The organism is Streptomyces sp. NBC_01320, assembly GCF_035974375.1.
Taxonomy (GTDB): Bacteria; Actinomycetota; Actinomycetes; order Streptomycetales; family Streptomycetaceae; genus Streptomyces; species Streptomyces yanii.
The window spans coordinates 5,296,133-5,311,159 of sequence record NZ_CP108390.1; the positions used below are offsets into that span (position 1 = coordinate 5,296,133).

General features: G+C 71.4%; 8 protein-coding genes. 2 read left to right on the forward strand and 6 right to left on the reverse strand.

The features are described from left to right. Nucleotides 1–311: 311 nt before the first annotated feature. Nucleotides 312–1,325, forward strand: a complete 1,014-nt coding sequence (locus OG395_RS23870) for an LAETG motif-containing sortase-dependent surface protein (RefSeq protein WP_327244780.1) — start codon at nucleotides 312–314, stop codon at nucleotides 1,323–1,325. A gap of 95 nt (nucleotides 1,326–1,420) precedes the next feature. Here OG395_RS23870 and OG395_RS23875 read toward each other — a convergent pair whose 3' ends face one another. The 5 genes from OG395_RS23875 to OG395_RS23895 form a co-directional block, all read right to left on the reverse strand. Next, nucleotides 1,421–3,247: a GMC family oxidoreductase gene (locus tag OG395_RS23875; RefSeq protein WP_327244781.1), complete on the reverse strand. Its 1,827-nt coding sequence runs from the start codon at nucleotides 3,245–3,247 to the stop codon at nucleotides 1,421–1,423. A 48-nt stretch (nucleotides 3,248–3,295) separates the two neighbouring features. Then, nucleotides 3,296–4,912, reverse strand: a complete 1,617-nt coding sequence (locus tag OG395_RS23880) for a succinic semialdehyde dehydrogenase (protein WP_327244782.1) — start codon at nucleotides 4,910–4,912, stop codon at nucleotides 3,296–3,298. Between the two features lie 414 nt (nucleotides 4,913–5,326). Continuing rightward, entirely contained in the window at nucleotides 5,327–6,973 is a 1,647-nt protein-coding gene (locus tag OG395_RS23885; protein WP_327244783.1) for a serine/threonine-protein kinase, read from the reverse strand. Between the two features lie 125 nt (nucleotides 6,974–7,098). Then, nucleotides 7,099–9,756 carry a protein kinase gene (locus OG395_RS23890; protein WP_327244784.1) on the reverse strand — a complete coding sequence of 886 codons (2,658 nt, stop codon included), beginning with the start codon at nucleotides 9,754–9,756 and terminating at the stop codon, nucleotides 7,099–7,101. Nucleotides 9,757–9,923: 167 nt separating this feature from the next. Then, nucleotides 9,924–11,882 (reverse strand): serine/threonine-protein kinase, encoded by a 1,959-nt coding sequence (locus OG395_RS23895; RefSeq protein WP_327244785.1) that lies wholly within the window; start codon nucleotides 11,880–11,882, stop codon nucleotides 9,924–9,926. 119 nt (nucleotides 11,883–12,001) lie between these two features. On the opposite strand from OG395_RS23895, the gene OG395_RS23900 reads away from it, so the two are divergent. Further along, entirely contained in the window at nucleotides 12,002–13,090 is a 1,089-nt protein-coding gene (locus OG395_RS23900; protein ID WP_327244786.1) for a serine hydrolase domain-containing protein, read from the forward strand. 36 nt (nucleotides 13,091–13,126) lie between these two features. Here OG395_RS23900 and OG395_RS23905 read toward each other — a convergent pair whose 3' ends face one another. Continuing rightward, the gene (locus OG395_RS23905) at nucleotides 13,127–14,833 is read right to left on the reverse strand and encodes a glycerol-3-phosphate dehydrogenase/oxidase (RefSeq protein WP_327244787.1); all 1,707 of its coding nucleotides are present in this window, start codon (nucleotides 14,831–14,833) and stop codon (nucleotides 13,127–13,129) included. Nucleotides 14,834–15,027: the final 194 nt, after the last annotated feature.

Here is a 15,027-nt window from a genome sequence, read left to right on the forward strand (position 1 = left end):
CCGGCGCCGCCTCCCGGCACCGGCGCTGCCCTGACGTCGGTGCCGATCACCAAGGGCCCCGTGGACCGGTTCACACCGGTCCACGGGGCCCTTGGTCATGGAGCGGCGGCGGATTTCCGCAGGCCACGGGGGTGCAGCAGAACACCTGTGACACGTGTCACATAAGGATTCCGTGAACACCGGGACAACCATTGCGGCGCGTGGCTGGTCATGCATGCAGAACAGTGGCCCCACCCGTGACCCCACCGCGGAAGGCCCGTCCACACCCCCGTACCGCGGCCACAGCGGTACGCCGGACTTCTGAGGTCTTCATGAAGCTTCGCCGCGCCATGGCGGTGGCCGCCGCCACCGCAGTCATAGCACCCGCAGCCATCCTGGCCGCCCCGGTCGCGTTCGCCGACGACACCGTCACCACCGTCGAGTCGACGAACCCGGAGCCGACCGGGAACACCGAGACCACGCCCGGCGGTACGCCGTCCGACGAGGTCACCACCACAGCTCCCGCCGAGAACACCTCCTCGCCCGCCGAGGAGACCGGCAAGCCCGCGGAGGAGACGGACGGGCCCGCCGCCGAGACGTCCGGCACACCCTTCGCGGACGCCGGCGCCACCCCGTCCGGCACGCCCTCCGGCACGCCGTCCGAGTCCGAGGACCCGCAGGAGCCGACCGAGTGCGAGAAGTCCGACCTGGACATCTCGATCAACGGCCTGCCCGGCAAGATCGCCCGCGGCAGCGGCTGGCACAAGTTCAAGATGAACGTCTACAACTCGTCGAAGACCACCGTGCGCGAGATCGACTACTTCGCGGGCGCCTCCTCCGACAAGGACGGCAACGACCTGTTCAAGTCGAAGCAGGTCAGCCTCCAGGCCCTCGACCCGGACACCAACACGTGGGAGGACCTCAGCGAGGACGGTCGCGCGGTCGGTTACGTCGGTCAGTCCGACGAGATCCAGGCCGGCTACGAGGTCGGCATCCCGCTCCGCATCAATGTGAAGTCGACCGCCCCGGTCGGCGCCGGCTTCACCCTCGGCGCCGGTCTGTACATCGGCGACAAGGACTGCATGGGCGTCAGCGACGTCGCGTACAAGTTCCAGATCGTGAAGTCCGGCGGCAGCGGTTCGACGCCGCAGACCGGCGGCACCGCTCCGGTCCCGGCCGAGAAGCCGTCCTCCAACACCACGGGCCAGGTCTCCGGCACGCTCGCCGAGACCGGTTCGTCCTCCGCAGTGCCGATGTTCGCCCTCGCGGGCGGCGCGGCCGTAGTGCTCGGCGCCGGTGCGATGTTCGTCGTGCGACGCCGCAGGAACGGTGACGCCGCCGCGTAACGGGCGACGTCACCGGTAGGCGTGAGGGGCTGCACTCGGAGGGGGGTGCAGCCCCTTTCCGCTGTCCTGATCCGGCCCGGTCCGACAGGGAGGCCCTACCGCTTCTCCTTCGGCGGGACCGTCGGCAGGCCCAGGAACGGCAGCTTCAGCGCGCCGAACGCCTCCTTCGGCACCGACGGTGCCTTCGGCTCGACCGCGGCCAGCCGCTCGTACGCCTCGCCCTGCGCCGGACGCGGGTCCACCTCGCCCTTGTTGGGCCAGAACGACATGGCCCGCTCCGCCTGCGCGGTGATGGTCAGCGACGGGTTGACGCCGAGGTTCGCGGAGACCGCCGAGCCGTCCACGACCGAGATGCCCGGGTGCCCGTACAGCCGGTGGTACGGGTCGATGACCCCGTCCTCCGCGCTCGCACCGATCGGGCAGCCGCCGAGGAAGTGCGCGGTGAGCGGGGTGCCCATCAGTTCGCCGACGTTCGACCCGGCGAAGCCGTTGATCTCGTCGGCGAGCAACGAGGCGCTGCGCGTCGCCTCCTCGATCTGGGTGGGGTTGGGCGCCCCGTGCCCCTGCCGGGCGGTGAGCAGGCCCTTTCCGATACCGCTGGGCCTGCGGTATGTCGTCAGGGAGTTGTCCAGCGACTGCATGACGAGACCGATGATGGTCCGTTCCGACCAGCGATGGTTGGAGAGCGACCGGACGGCGAGGGTCGGGTGCCTGGCCATGTTGCCGAGCCAGCCCAGCACCCGGCGGCTGCCGTACGGAACCTGGAGGATCGACAGGGACCCCATGGCGTTGGAACCCTTGCCGTAGCGGACCGGCTCGATGTGGGTGTTCTCGTCGGGGTGGATCGAGGACGTGATGGCGACGCCCTGGGTGAAGTCGGCCTTCGCGGTGCCGTGCTTCCTGCGGTAGCGGCGGTCGCTGGTCTGGGAGCCGACGAGCGCCTCGGAGTTGGTACGGGTCAGCTCGCCGAGCCTGGCGGAGAGCCGGGGCAGCAGCCCCGTGTCCTTCATGGTGTGGAGCAGGGTCTGGGTGCCGTACGTGCCCGCCGCGACGACCACCTTGCGGGCGCGCAGCGGTGTCGGCCTGCCCTTCTTCCGGCGGTCCGTCGGGACGGTCGTGACGTGGTACCCGCCCTCCGGGTCGTCCGTGATCGCGACGACGGAGGTCATCGGGTGGATGACGGCTCCGGCCTTCTCGGCGAGGTGGAGGTAGTTCTCGTTGAGGGTGTTCTTCGCGCCGTGGCGGCAGCCCGTCATGCATTCGCCGCACTCGGTGCAGGCCCTCCGGGCGGGGCCGGCGCCGCCGAAGTACGGGTCGGCGACCGTTCCGCCGGGCTTCGCCTTCGCCGCGCCGTCGGCGTCCTTGCCGTCGCCGAAGAAGACACCGACCGGGGCGAGATGGAAGGTGTCGCCGACGCCCATGGCCTGCGCGGCCGCCTTCAGATGGACGTCGGACGGGGTCATCGTGGGGTTGAGCCGCACCCCGAGCATCCGCTTGGCCTGGTCGTAGTACGGCGCCAGCTCGTCCTGCCAGTCGGTGATGGAAGCCCACTGGCGGTCCTCGAAGAACGGGGCCGGCGGGACGTACAGCGTGTTGGCGTAGTTGAGGGAGCCACCGCCGACGCCCGCCCCGGCGAGCACCATCACCTTGCCCAGCAGATGCACGCGCTGGATGCCGAAGAGCCCGAGGGCGGGGGCCCACAGGTAGTTCTTGATGTCCCAGGAGTTCTTGGGGAGGGTGCCGGGGGTGAAGCGGCGGCCCGCCTCCAGAACCCCGACCCGGTAACCCTTCTCGCTCAGCCGCAGGGCGGACACCGCGCCGCCGAAGCCCGAGCCGACGACGAGGACGTCGTAGTCGTACGCCGCGTCGTCGGTCTCATCGGCCGGTCCGGCCTGATTCTGGGCAGGGCTGTCCTGGGACATGGCTCTCCTCGGTGCGAAAAGAACAGAACGTGCTGCGGTGTTACTGGGTCAGCGCAGGCGGAACGCCTTCATCGCCTTCAGGCTGCGGCTCATGAACGCCGCGTACTTCTCGTCGTCCATCCCGAAGGACGGGGCGAGCGGGATCAGCCTCTGCTGGGCCACGGTCTGGGCCTCGGTGTACTTGAGGATGCCCTCGGAGCCGTGCCGCCGGCCGAGACCGGAGTCCTTCATGCCGCCCATCGGGGACTGCACGCTGCCGTACGCGGGGGCGTACCCCTCGTTGATGTTGACCGTGCCGGTCCGCAGCCGGGCGGCGACCTGGTGGCCGCGCCTGGAGTCCTTGGTCCAGACGCTGGAGTTCAGGCCGTACGGGGTGGCGTTGGCGAGGGCGATGACCTCGTCCTCGTCGGAGAAGCGGTAGATGGAGACGACCGGGCCGAAGGTCTCCTGGGAGCAGACGGCCATCGGTGCCTCGACGCCGTCGAGGATGGTCGGCTCGTAGAACAGCGGGCCGATGTCGGGGCGGGCGACGCCGCCCGCGACGAGTGTGGCGCCCTTCTCGACGGCCTCCGCGACATGCTGCGTGACGGTCTCCAGCTGGCGTTCACCGACGAGCGAACCCATGTCGGCGCCGTACGCCAGGGAGCTGCCGAGCCGCATGGCCTTGGTACGGGCCGCGAACCGCGCCACGAAATCGTCGGCGACCGACTCGTGGACGTACAGCCGCTCGATGGAGATGCAGAGCTGTCCGGCGGAGGAGAAGCAGGCGCGGACGGCGCCCGCGGCAGCCTTCTCCACGTCGGCGTCCTTCAGGACCAGCATGGCGTTCTTGCCGCCGAGCTCCAGCGAGACGCCGACCAGGCGGGCGGCGGCACCCTGGGCGACCTCGCGGCCGGTACGGGTGGAGCCCGTGAACGAGACGTAGTCGGCGTGCTTGACGACCTCGGGACCGACGACCGGTCCGTCACCGAGGACGACCTGGAACACCTCGGCGGGCAGCCCGGCCTCGATCAGCAGGTCACGGGCCCAGAGTGCGGTCAGCGCGGTCTCCGTGTCGGGCTTCATCACGAGGGCGTTGCCGGAGACGAACGCGGGCAGCGCGTCGCCGACGGACAGCTCGAACGGGTAGTTCCACGGCGCGATCTGGCCGACGACGCCGCGCGGCTGGCGCAGTTCGGTGACCTTGGTCAGCGCCGGTACGACGCCGGTGTGCCGCTTCGGCTTCAGATACGAGGACGCCTTGCGCCCGTAGTGCCGGGCGGCGACGGCAACCGCCTGTATCTCCTCGTGTGCGTGCAGGCGGGCCTTGCCGGTCTCCAGCTGGATGAGGTCGAGGACCTCGGCCTGGCGCTGGAGTACGAGGTCGTGGAAGCGGAGCAGGACGGCGGCCCTGGCCCGGACGGGGGTGGCGGCCCAGGCGGGCTGGGCGGCGCGGGCCCGCGCGAAGGCTTCGGCGACGTCCTCGGGGGTGGACTCCGGCAGGTCGGCGAGCTTCTCCCCGGTGAAGGGGGTGTGGTTCGCGGTACGGCCGGAGCCGACGACGCCACGGGTCAACTGGGCGACCACCTCGGGCGTCACCACATCGGCGGCTGTGCGCGCGCCCGCGGGAGCGGCGGCCACAGGGTTCGAACCAAGGTGGGCCACAGAGGCCTGCGAGTCCGTCATGGGGCGAGAGTATGTCCAGCCGCACACTTTGGGTACCCGCCGGTAACAGGTTTTCACAGTCCCCACAAATCGAGCCAGCGATCACTGGCTGCATATTTGCTGATCAGGGGCTATCTATCGAGCCGGACGGGCCGGCCGGCCGTTCGCCAAACAACTGCGCGGCGGCGGAACGCGGTCCTCAGCAGGCCGCGGTGAAGGAGTCCGGTGCCGCGTCGAACTGCTCCTGCGCCGCGTGGACGCGGTGCGCCGCCGCAACCGGTAGCGACCCGGCGGCCCCCGGCCGACGGATCCTCGTATGCCCGAGCCTGTGCACGATCCCCCGGCCGGTCTTCCGCGGATTGGTTCTCGGCCACCGCAGCTCCCCTGCTCCCCCTGGTTCTCCGTGCGCTCAACATGCCGCACGCGCAGGCACCGTCAGCCGCCGTCACCCGGGGCGCGCCAGCCCCGCAGCATCGTGTCGAACTGGTCCCGCGTCGTGTCCCAGTCCCCCGCCGGACCCGACATGTACAACGCGTACTCCGGGCCGCCGTCCTCCGCGAAGTACATCTGGTCGATCGCGTGGCGCGGGCCGGGGTGGTCCTTGGACTCGGTCCAGGTGAACTCCCAGAGGGAGCCGGGACGATCACGGTAGAGGTTGGAGTGGAGTGTCTTGCGCTCATAGGCGGGCAGCCGCTCGGTGAGCGTCTTCTCCAGGTCCACCATGTGCATGTACGGGTTGTCGAAGTCGGGCTCCGGGTCGACGCTGATCCGGATGTAGTGCTCGCCGTCGTCCGGGGTGTAGTCGACGTTCTGGCCGTCCACCCGGCGTTTCCAGCCGTCGGGGACGACCAGACCGAACCCTTCGGGGTCGGTCACCGGGTGCCAGCCATCGGGCACGGCCTTGGCGGAGGGACCGGGCCCCGGATCCTGGGACGCGGTGCGCGGCGGAGTGTTCGTCGCACGGACCGTCCCGCCCTCCGTGCCGCCCGTCCCGGAGCTCTCGCCGAACTTCATCGCGGCCAGCCCGGCGCCGCCGCCGATCAGCGCGGCAAGCGCGATGACCACGACCGTCGTACGCCACCGGCCGCGGCTGCGGCGGGTCACCGGGGCGGCCGTGAACTGCGGTGCGGGGCCGAGTGCCTCCGTCCCGGTACCGGCCGGGCGCCCCGTGCCCCCCGGGTCCGTCGCCCGCAGGGCTTCCTCGGGCACTCGCTGCGTCGGTACGTACGCCTGCGCCGCCCGGGGCTCCCGCCCCTCCATCGCGTCCAGCAGCATCCGTTCCGTCTCGGCCGCCGAGGGCCGGTCCGTCGGGTCCTTGCGGAGCAGCGCGACGATCACCGGGCCGAGCGCGCCGGCCCGGGCGGGCGGCGGCGGTTCCTCGGTGACGACGGCCTGCATGGTGGAGATCGGGGACGTACGGCGGAACGGCGAGCGTCCCTCGACCGCGGAGTAGAGCGTGGCGCCGAGCGACCAGAGGTCGGAGGCGGGACCGGGATCGCCGCCGCGTACCCGCTCGGGCGCCAGATAGTCGATGGACCCGACGAGTTCACCGGTCCTGGTGATGGTCGAGTCGCCCTCTATGGCGGCGATGCCGAAGTCGGTGAGCAGCACCTGCCCGTCACGGGCGAGGAGTACGTTGCCGGGCTTCACGTCCCGGTGCAGCACACCGGCGCTGTGCGCGGCGCGCAGTGCGCTCAGGACATGGAGGCCGATCCTGGCCGCCTCGCGCGGCGCGATCTCGCCACTTTCCTTGGCGGCGTCGGCGAGTGACGGCCCATCGACGTACTGCATGACGATCCAGGGCCTGTTGTCGTACTCGACCACGTCATGGACGGTGACCACGCCGGGATGGGTGATGCGGGCCGCGGCACGGGCCTCCTTCTGGGTCCGGGCATGGAGCACGACCCGGTCGGCCTCGGCGACGTACAGCCCGGCGGTCAACTCCTTGACGGCGACCGTGCGATGCAGCACTTCGTCATGGGCGCGCCACACCTTGCCCATGCCGCCGCGCCCCAGGACTTCACCGAGCCGGTATCTTCCGGCCAGTATCAGTCCCGCGTCCGTACCTTGTGATTGTTCCACGATTCCCCGCCCCGTTTCCTTCGGATGCCAGGTTACGGAGGGGGAGTACGGCCACGGAACCTCGCCCCGCTCACGAAACCGCACTGTGACGCTTGTCGCGCGGGCGCCCTTCTCCTGGCAGAGCCTCAGGAGTTCACACGGTAGGAGGCAATGGCCTGTTCATAGACGGCGGTCACCTTGTCCCGCTCGTTCTCCGGGCCGATCACCTGGATGACGTGGTAGCGGCCGTCGACGATCATCGCGAGGTTGCGGACGTACACCTCGCGCCCGGTCTCGTCCTGCCAGGTGAACTGGCCTTCCGCCATGGCCTGTCGGCCGACGTCGATACGGCGCAGCCCGGTCGCAGATGACCAGCTGGAGTCCCGGAAGGGCTGCAACTCCCGTTCCTTCTCGCTCTGGTAGACGAGAGGGTCACTGCCGTTCGCCTTCACGGTGTCGCGGCCCGGCACGACCAACAGGCTGAACCCGTCGCTGCCGTACCTGACCTGACGGTCGGCGCCACCGGCGCTGCGCTGCCAGCCCTTGAGCACGCCGACCTCGAAGCCCTCTGCGTCCTTGCGCAGGGTGTAACCGGGTGCGAGCGCGACGGCCGAGCGGGTGGTCTGCGGCTGCTCCGCGCCGGGCGACCCGGACGGTGACGGCGGCTCGGACTGTGCCGGGGGCTTCCCGTCGGAGGAGTCGGGGGAGCCGGTGTCCGCGGCCGCCGGGGCCGAGCCCCTGGAGCCGGAGGGGGAGCCCTGCCGTGCACCGCTGTCCGCCTTGGGCATGAACATCACGGCGTACGCGATGGCGGCGGCCAGGCCCAGCAGGATCAACACGAGCAGCAGCCGTCCGAGGCGCCGCGGCGCACGCCCCTCGCCCTGCCGGGGGCGGGGCGGAGTGCGCAGAGCCTTGGGGCCCTTGGGCTCGCGGGGCGGCCGCGGCTTCTCGTACCGCTCGGGTCGCTCCCTCGTCTGGCGGTGGCGGCCGTGCGCGGAGGCGCTGCCCATGCGGCCGCGGCGCTTGCGGACCAGCTCGCCCCGGCGGCGCACGACGGGCAACCGGGTGCCGTCGACGGACGGCAGCGGCACGACGTCGAGACCGGCCTCGGGCTCGGGCGCCGACCGGACGAGGGAGCGCAGCCAGCCGCGCAGCTCCTCGAAGTCCGGGCGTTCGGTGGGGTCCTGGCGCAGCAGCGACTCCACGACCGGGCGCAGCGGACCGCACTCCTCGGCGAAGGCGGGCGGCTCGCCGCAGACCATCTGGACGAGCTCGGCCGCGCTCTCCTCGGGGTAGGGGGCGTGGCCCTGAACGGCGCGGTAGAGCAGGGCGCCGAGCGCCCAGAGGTCGGTGGCGGGGCCGATGGGCGGTGCCAGCTGCCAGTTCTCGTGCACCGGTCCGGCCTGCTCGGGTGCCCAGCGCTCGGTGACGGCGCCGACGACGGCGATCCGTGCCTGCCGGGCGCGCTCGGCGGCGAGGGTGGTGGCGGGGCCGCGGTAGGCGGGGGCTCCCTGGCCCCCGGCGACGATGTCGTCCCAGCGGCCGGAGGCGGGCTCCTCTTGGTGCTCCTGCTGCTGAGGTGCGGGGTTGCCGTCGCGACGGGCGTCGGCGCGCAGGGCGTCCTCGTTGGAGCCGCCCGCGGGGACAGGGCGTCCGAGGTCGGCGCCGTCGCCCCACGAGCCGATCAGGTGCATCCGCCGGTCGGGCGGCCCCTCGCCACGGTGGTCCCCCTCGCCGTCGTCACGGCCGTCGCTGCCGTACGGGGGGTCGTACTCCTCGTCGTCCTCGTCGCCCTCGTCGTCGTACGGGTCCGTCGCGGTGGGGCCCCACCCGCCCGAGAGCTGCGGGCGGCCGGTGTCGGGCGGTCCGTGGCGCTGAACGGGAAGGCTGCCGGTCCGGTCCGCTTCCTCCGGCTCGCCCGTCCGGGCATGCCGCTGGTCCTCGCTGACGCGTGCGGCGGCGCGGGCGCCCGCGCGGTAGGCGGCGATGGCTCCGGCGCGCGCGGCCCGCAGCTGCGCGGACCCGTCCGCGCCGGGGGCGGCCGCGTCGCGGTGCAGCAGCGACCGTACGGCCTCCAGCTCACCGGCCGGGCCGCGCGAGGACGGCAGCTCGACGGGGCCGGGCGGTCCGGCTCGATCGGCGGACTCCGCGGGCGATACGTACGGACCGGTCGGGCCCGACTCGAGCGCGGGCCGCCCGTACCCGTCCTCGGGCTGCGGCGTCGGCACATACCCGCACAACGCCTCCTCCGCCGCCCCGGCCGCCAGGCCGGTCAGCATGACGCGTCCGTCGTCGCAGATCAGCACCGTACGGACGGTGATGTTCCGGTGGGTCCAGCCGTGCGCATGCAGCACGCGCAGGGCCGTCAGCACATCGGAGCCGATCTCGGCGGCCCGGTACGGATTCAGCGGCCGCTCGGCGAGCAGCGCGGCCAGCGGACGGGCCGCGACCAGTTCGCTCACGATCCAGAGCGATCCGTCCTCGGCGAACACGTCGAAGACCTGATCGAGCCTCGGATGGTCGGGCACCTGGGCCGCGGCCTGCGCGGCCTCGATCGCGCGCCGGACCGCGGGGTCCGTGGACCGCCGCACCGTACGCCCGCCGGCCCGACGCACCGCCGGCGGCGGTCCGTCCCCCTCGAGCACCTCGGCGTCCACGACCTCCGGCAACGGCACCTGCCGCACCCGGACTTCCTGTCCGCTGTACGTGTCGAACGCCCGGGTCTCGACCAGTTCGTACTCGTCGGAAGGCGGCAGCGGCAGGCGGTAGCGGTCGGCAAGCACCCGACCCGCATAGTCGTCCACGACGCCTCCCCAGAGCGCGCTGTCCCCCGGTCACGGAGACCGCAACAACCGTCAATTGCGGTCACATACTGTGCAATTCGCCTACGGTTATGGCTGCGTACGGTCCTCGGCCTCTCACGATACGTGGCAAGCGCGGGCCGCGCGGCAGGGTCGAGGCAACCCGCCGCTCAGTCCTTGGGCCGGAACGTGGCGAACGCCGTCTCACGCACGGTCCGGCACGCGTCGCCGTTCCACTCACTCGCCTTGCAGCTGATCATGATCGAGTAGCCGTGCGTGGCATCGACCTTGAAGCCCCGGTTGAGCACGCGGCTCCGCTGTCCGTTCTCATTGCGCTCGAACTGCCAGTCGGCGACGGTCGGATAGCCGTTGAACTCGACCGTCTTGATCCCGAGGTGCCGGTAACCGCTGCTGGTGGCCGCGATATAGCCCTTGGCCGCGTTCCAGGCCGCGGCGGCGTCGTCCTTGGGAGAGCCGTTGTAGTCGACCTGGACGCGCGGGTAGCCGCCGTTCACAGCGTAGATCCGGCCGGAGTTGGCGCCCGCGATCTTGTAGGGCGTGAAGTTCTTGGGCATCGCCATCATGAAGTGGAACCGCTTGTCGGTGACCGTCTTGTAGCCGTCGGGCAGCGCGCCCGCCTTGCCCGAGTCCGATCCCTTGGGCTCGGAGTCGTCCGACCCCTTGCCCGAGTCGCCGTCCTTGCTCTTGCCCTTGTCCTTGTCCTCGCCCTGATCGGCGTTCTGCCCCTGGTCCTGGCCCTGGTCCTTGCCGGAGCCTGCGCTCGCGGAAGCCCCCGCCGAGGCCGCCGTGTCCCCCTTGCCGGAACCGCTGCTCCGGTTGTCCGTGTCGCCCCCGCCGAGCGAGAGCGCCAGGACGGTGCCGAGCACGACGAGCGCGACGACAGCAGCGATGATCACCAGGGTGCGACGGGGCACCACGTCCGTGAGGGGCGCACGGACCGGGCTGTTCGACGGGCCGCCCGGACGCTGCGGCGGTACACCCCCGGAGGCGGAGGTCGCCGGAACCCTGGGCCGGGCCGGAGTCGCGGAAACGGCAGAGGGCTCGGCGGAGACGGGGGAGGCGACAGCCGCGCCCGCTCCGGGGGCCGACTTCGCGTTCCGCACGGAACGCAGCGCACCGCGCAGCCGGTCCCGGGCGCCCTCCGCCGCCTCACCGGGCTTCGACGCTCCCTTGGCGCGGGGAGCGACGACACTTCCGGGCAGCGCCATGACCTGGGTGGAGTCGGCCGGGGGCGGCACCACGGGGGCCGGCTTGTCGGCAGCGTGGATCACGTCGTTGAGCAGGGCCCGCGCACCCGCGTCGTCGAGCCGCTGCTCCGGGTCCCTGGCGAGCAGGCCGTAGATGACCTCCTCCAGCGGACCCGCGTTCTTCGGCGGGTCGAGCGGCTCGGTCATCACTGCGGTCAGGGTGGCGATCGCCGAACCCTTGTCGTACGGCGGGGAGCCCTCGACACTCGCGTACAGGAGTCCGCCGAGCGACCACAGATCCGCGGGCGGTCCCGGCTTGTGCCCGCGGGCGCGCTCCGGCGAGATGTACGACGGTGCGCCGACGAGCATGCCCGTCGACGTGACGGACGGGTCGCCCTCGACCTGGGCGATGCCGAAGTCGGTCAGCACGACCCGGCCGTCCTCGGCGATCAGCACGTTGGACGGCTTCACATCACGATGCAGAATGCCCTCGCGGTGCGCCGAACGCAGCACGTCGAGGATGGCAAGACCGACCTCGGCCGCGCGCTTCGGCGTCAGCACACCGTCCTCGCGCACCGCCTCGGCGAGCGACTTGCCCTCGATGAGTTCCATCACGATCCACGGCCGGTCGTCCTCGTCGACCACGTCGTAGACCGTCACCGCACCGTTGTTGCGGATCCTGGCGATCGCCTTCGCCTCGCGCAGTGTGCGCGTGATGAGCCGACGCTTCTCGTCCTCGTCGATGGCCGACGGGAACCGCAGCTCCTTGACCGCGACCGTGCGGCCCAGCGTCTCGTCGACGGCACGCCAGACCGTGCCCATACCGCCCCGGCCGAGCACCTCCCCGAGCCGGTACCTACCCGCAAGGAGACGTCCATCCGTGTCCCGTTGGGGCTCCCGTGCCTGCTCCGCCTCCGACATGCGTCCCCTCTGCGATCAACCCGCCCTGGCAGAGCGTCCATTGTCCCTCACCCCGGGACCGGTCATGGTGCCGGGTCCGGGGTCCGTCATGATGTGGCCGGAGGAAGGGACTCCCTGCCATGCCGACACTCAGGGCGCTGCGCGCCACCCTGGTGGTGCTCACGCTGTTCGGCCTCGGAACAGCGAGCCTGCCCAGCGAACCACACCTCACGCCCGCAGCCGCGTACCTCCCCCGGCTCGTCGCCGAGGGCGGTGCCCCGGCCGCGGCACTTCTCAGCCGGGACGCCTCCGCCGTCCGCCGCGCCACCTATCGTTCCACGGGACCCGGCATCCGCTTGGCGGACCGGTTCCGGGCAGGCAGCATCACCAAGACGTTCGTCGCGACGGTCGTCCTCCAACTCGCCCGGGAGCACAGGCTGCAGTTGTCCGACACCGTCGACAGCCGTCTTCCCGGGCTGGTACGCGGCCACCGCAACGACGGCCGCCGCATCACCCTGCGCGCCCTGCTCACCCACACCAGCGGCCTCTTCGACTACACCGCGGCCCCGGGCACGCACCCCGTCTCCGCCATCGCCGCGATCCGGAGGGCCATGGCCCACCGCCCCACGAACACCGCCGGCGGTTACTCCTACTCCAACACCAACTACGTCCTGCTCGGCCTGGTCGTTCAACGCGTCACCGGACACAGCTACGCCGCCGAGATCAGACACCGCATCATCAAACCCCTCCGTCTCACCGGCACGTCGTTCCCCGGCGCCCGCACCGGCCTGCCCGCACCGCACGGGCGCGGCTACTCCCGCGACCCGGCCGACGGCACCCTCCGCGATGTCACCGTCCTCGATCCGCGCACCGCGGGCGCGGCCGGAGAGCTGATCTCCACGCTCGCCGATCTGAACCGCTTCTACGCAGCCCTGCTGGACGGCCGCCTGCTGCCGCCCGCCCAGCTGAGCACCCTGCTGAACACCGTTACGACACACGGGATCTACGGCATGGGCATCTATCCGCAGAAACTCTCGTGCGGGACGACCGTCTGGGGTCACAACGGCCACATCGCGGGCAGCTACGTCCGCACCGCAGCCACCCGGGACGGCCGACACACCCTGACGTTCCGCATCAACACGGACACCTTGACCGAAGCGACCCTAGAACCGGCGCTCCTCGAAGCCGAGTTCTGCCCCGCCGGGCAGAATCGTCACCGCATCCCCTGAAGGGCCGCCGATCGGCTCGGACCGACGGCCGGACCGTCAGATCGGCACGATGTCCGGCGCCCCGAGCCGTGCCGCGTCCGCCGTCAGGTCGTCCGGCTGACGCTGCGACTCCCGCTCCGCCTGCACCCGCTTCTCGTAGTGCTCGACCTCCCGCTCGATCTGCCCCTTGTCCCAGCCCAGCACCGGAGCCATCAGCTCCGCGCATATCCGCGCGGAGCGAGTGCCCCGGTCGAAGGTCTCGATGGAGATCCGGGTCCGCCTCGTCAGGACGTCGTCCAGGTGGCGGGCCCCCTCGTGCGAGGCGGCGTAGACGATCTCGGCCTTCAGATAGTCGTCCGCCGCCGGCAGCGGCTCGCCCAGCGAAGGATCGGCGGCGATCAGCTCCAGGATCTCCTCGGTCATGGACCCGAACCGGTTCAGCAGATGCTCCACCCGGGCGACATGCAGCCCGGTGCGGGCCGCGGTCCTCGCCCGTGCGTTCCACAGCGCCCGGTAGCCCTCCGCACCCAGCAGCGGGATGTCCTCCGTGACGCAGTCGGCCACCCGCTGGTCGAGGCCGTGCACCGCCTCGTCCACGGCGTCCTTCGCCATCACCCGGTACGTCGTGTACTTGCCGCCCGCGACGACGACGAGCCCCGGGGCCGGGTGAGCCACCGTGTGCTCGCGCGAGAGCTTGCTGGTCGCGTCCGACTCACCGGCCAGCAGCGGCCGCAGCCCGGCGTAGACGCCCTCGACGTCATCCCTGGTCAGCGGGGTGGCCAGGACCGAGTTGACGTGTTCGAGGAGGTAGTCGATATCGGCGCTGGACGCGGCCGGGTGCGCCTTGTCCAGGTCCCAGTCGGTGTCCGTCGTCCCGATGATCCAGTGGCGGCCCCACGGGATCACGAACAGCACGGACTTCTCGGTCCGCAGGATGAGCCCGGTCGAGGAGTGGATGCGGTCCTTCGGAACGACCAGGTGGATGCCCTTGGACGCCCGGACGTGGAACTGTCCGCGCTCACCGATCAGCGACTGGGTGTCGTCCGTCCACACCCCGGTCGCATTGACCACCTGCTTGGCCCTGACCTCGTACTCCCCGCCCGTCTCGACGTCCTCCACCCGCACGCCGACCACCCGTTCGCCCTCGCGCAGGAAGCCGATCACCCGGGCCCGGTTCGCCACCTGCGCGCCGTATCCCGCGGCCGTGCGCACCAGCGCCGCCACGTAGCGGGCGTCGTCCATCTGGGCGTCGTAGTACTGCAACGCCCCGACCAGCGCGTCCTTCCTCAGCGCGGGCGCGACCTGCAGAGCCCGGCGGCGGGAGAGGTGCCGGTGCACGGGCAGCCCGCGACTGTGCCCCGACGACACCGACATCGCGTCGTACAGCGCGACGCCCGAACCGGCGTAGAACCGCTCCCAGCCCTTGTGCTGCAACGGATAGAGGAACGGCACCGGCTTCACCAGATGCGGGGCCAGCCGCTCCAGCAGCAGTCCGCGCTCCTTCAGCGCCTCCCGCACGAGTGCGAAGTCCAGCATCTCCAGATAGCGCAGCCCACCATGGATCAGCTTGCTCGATCTGCTCGACGTGCCGGACGCCCAGTCGCGCGCCTCGACCAGTCCGGTCGAGAGCCCTCGCGTCGCCGCATCCAGCGCCGTTCCGGCGCCGACCACGCCCGCCCCCACGACCAGCACGTCCAGTTCGCGCTCGGCCATCGCGGCGAGCGCCTCGGCGCGCTCCGCAGGTCCCAGTGTCGCTGTCCTCACTGCTGCCTCCCGGTAGATCGGGGTGGGTCCGGCACGGGGCTGCGGTCCGACCGGGGGGTCGGACTCCCGTACCCACCTCTCGATTCTGTCCGCGGTCCGCGACTTCAGCCACCGCCTGTGGACAACACCCGGGCGACGGGACCCGCACAATGCGACATATAGGTCATATTTACGCCTAGTCTGACATTGCGCTG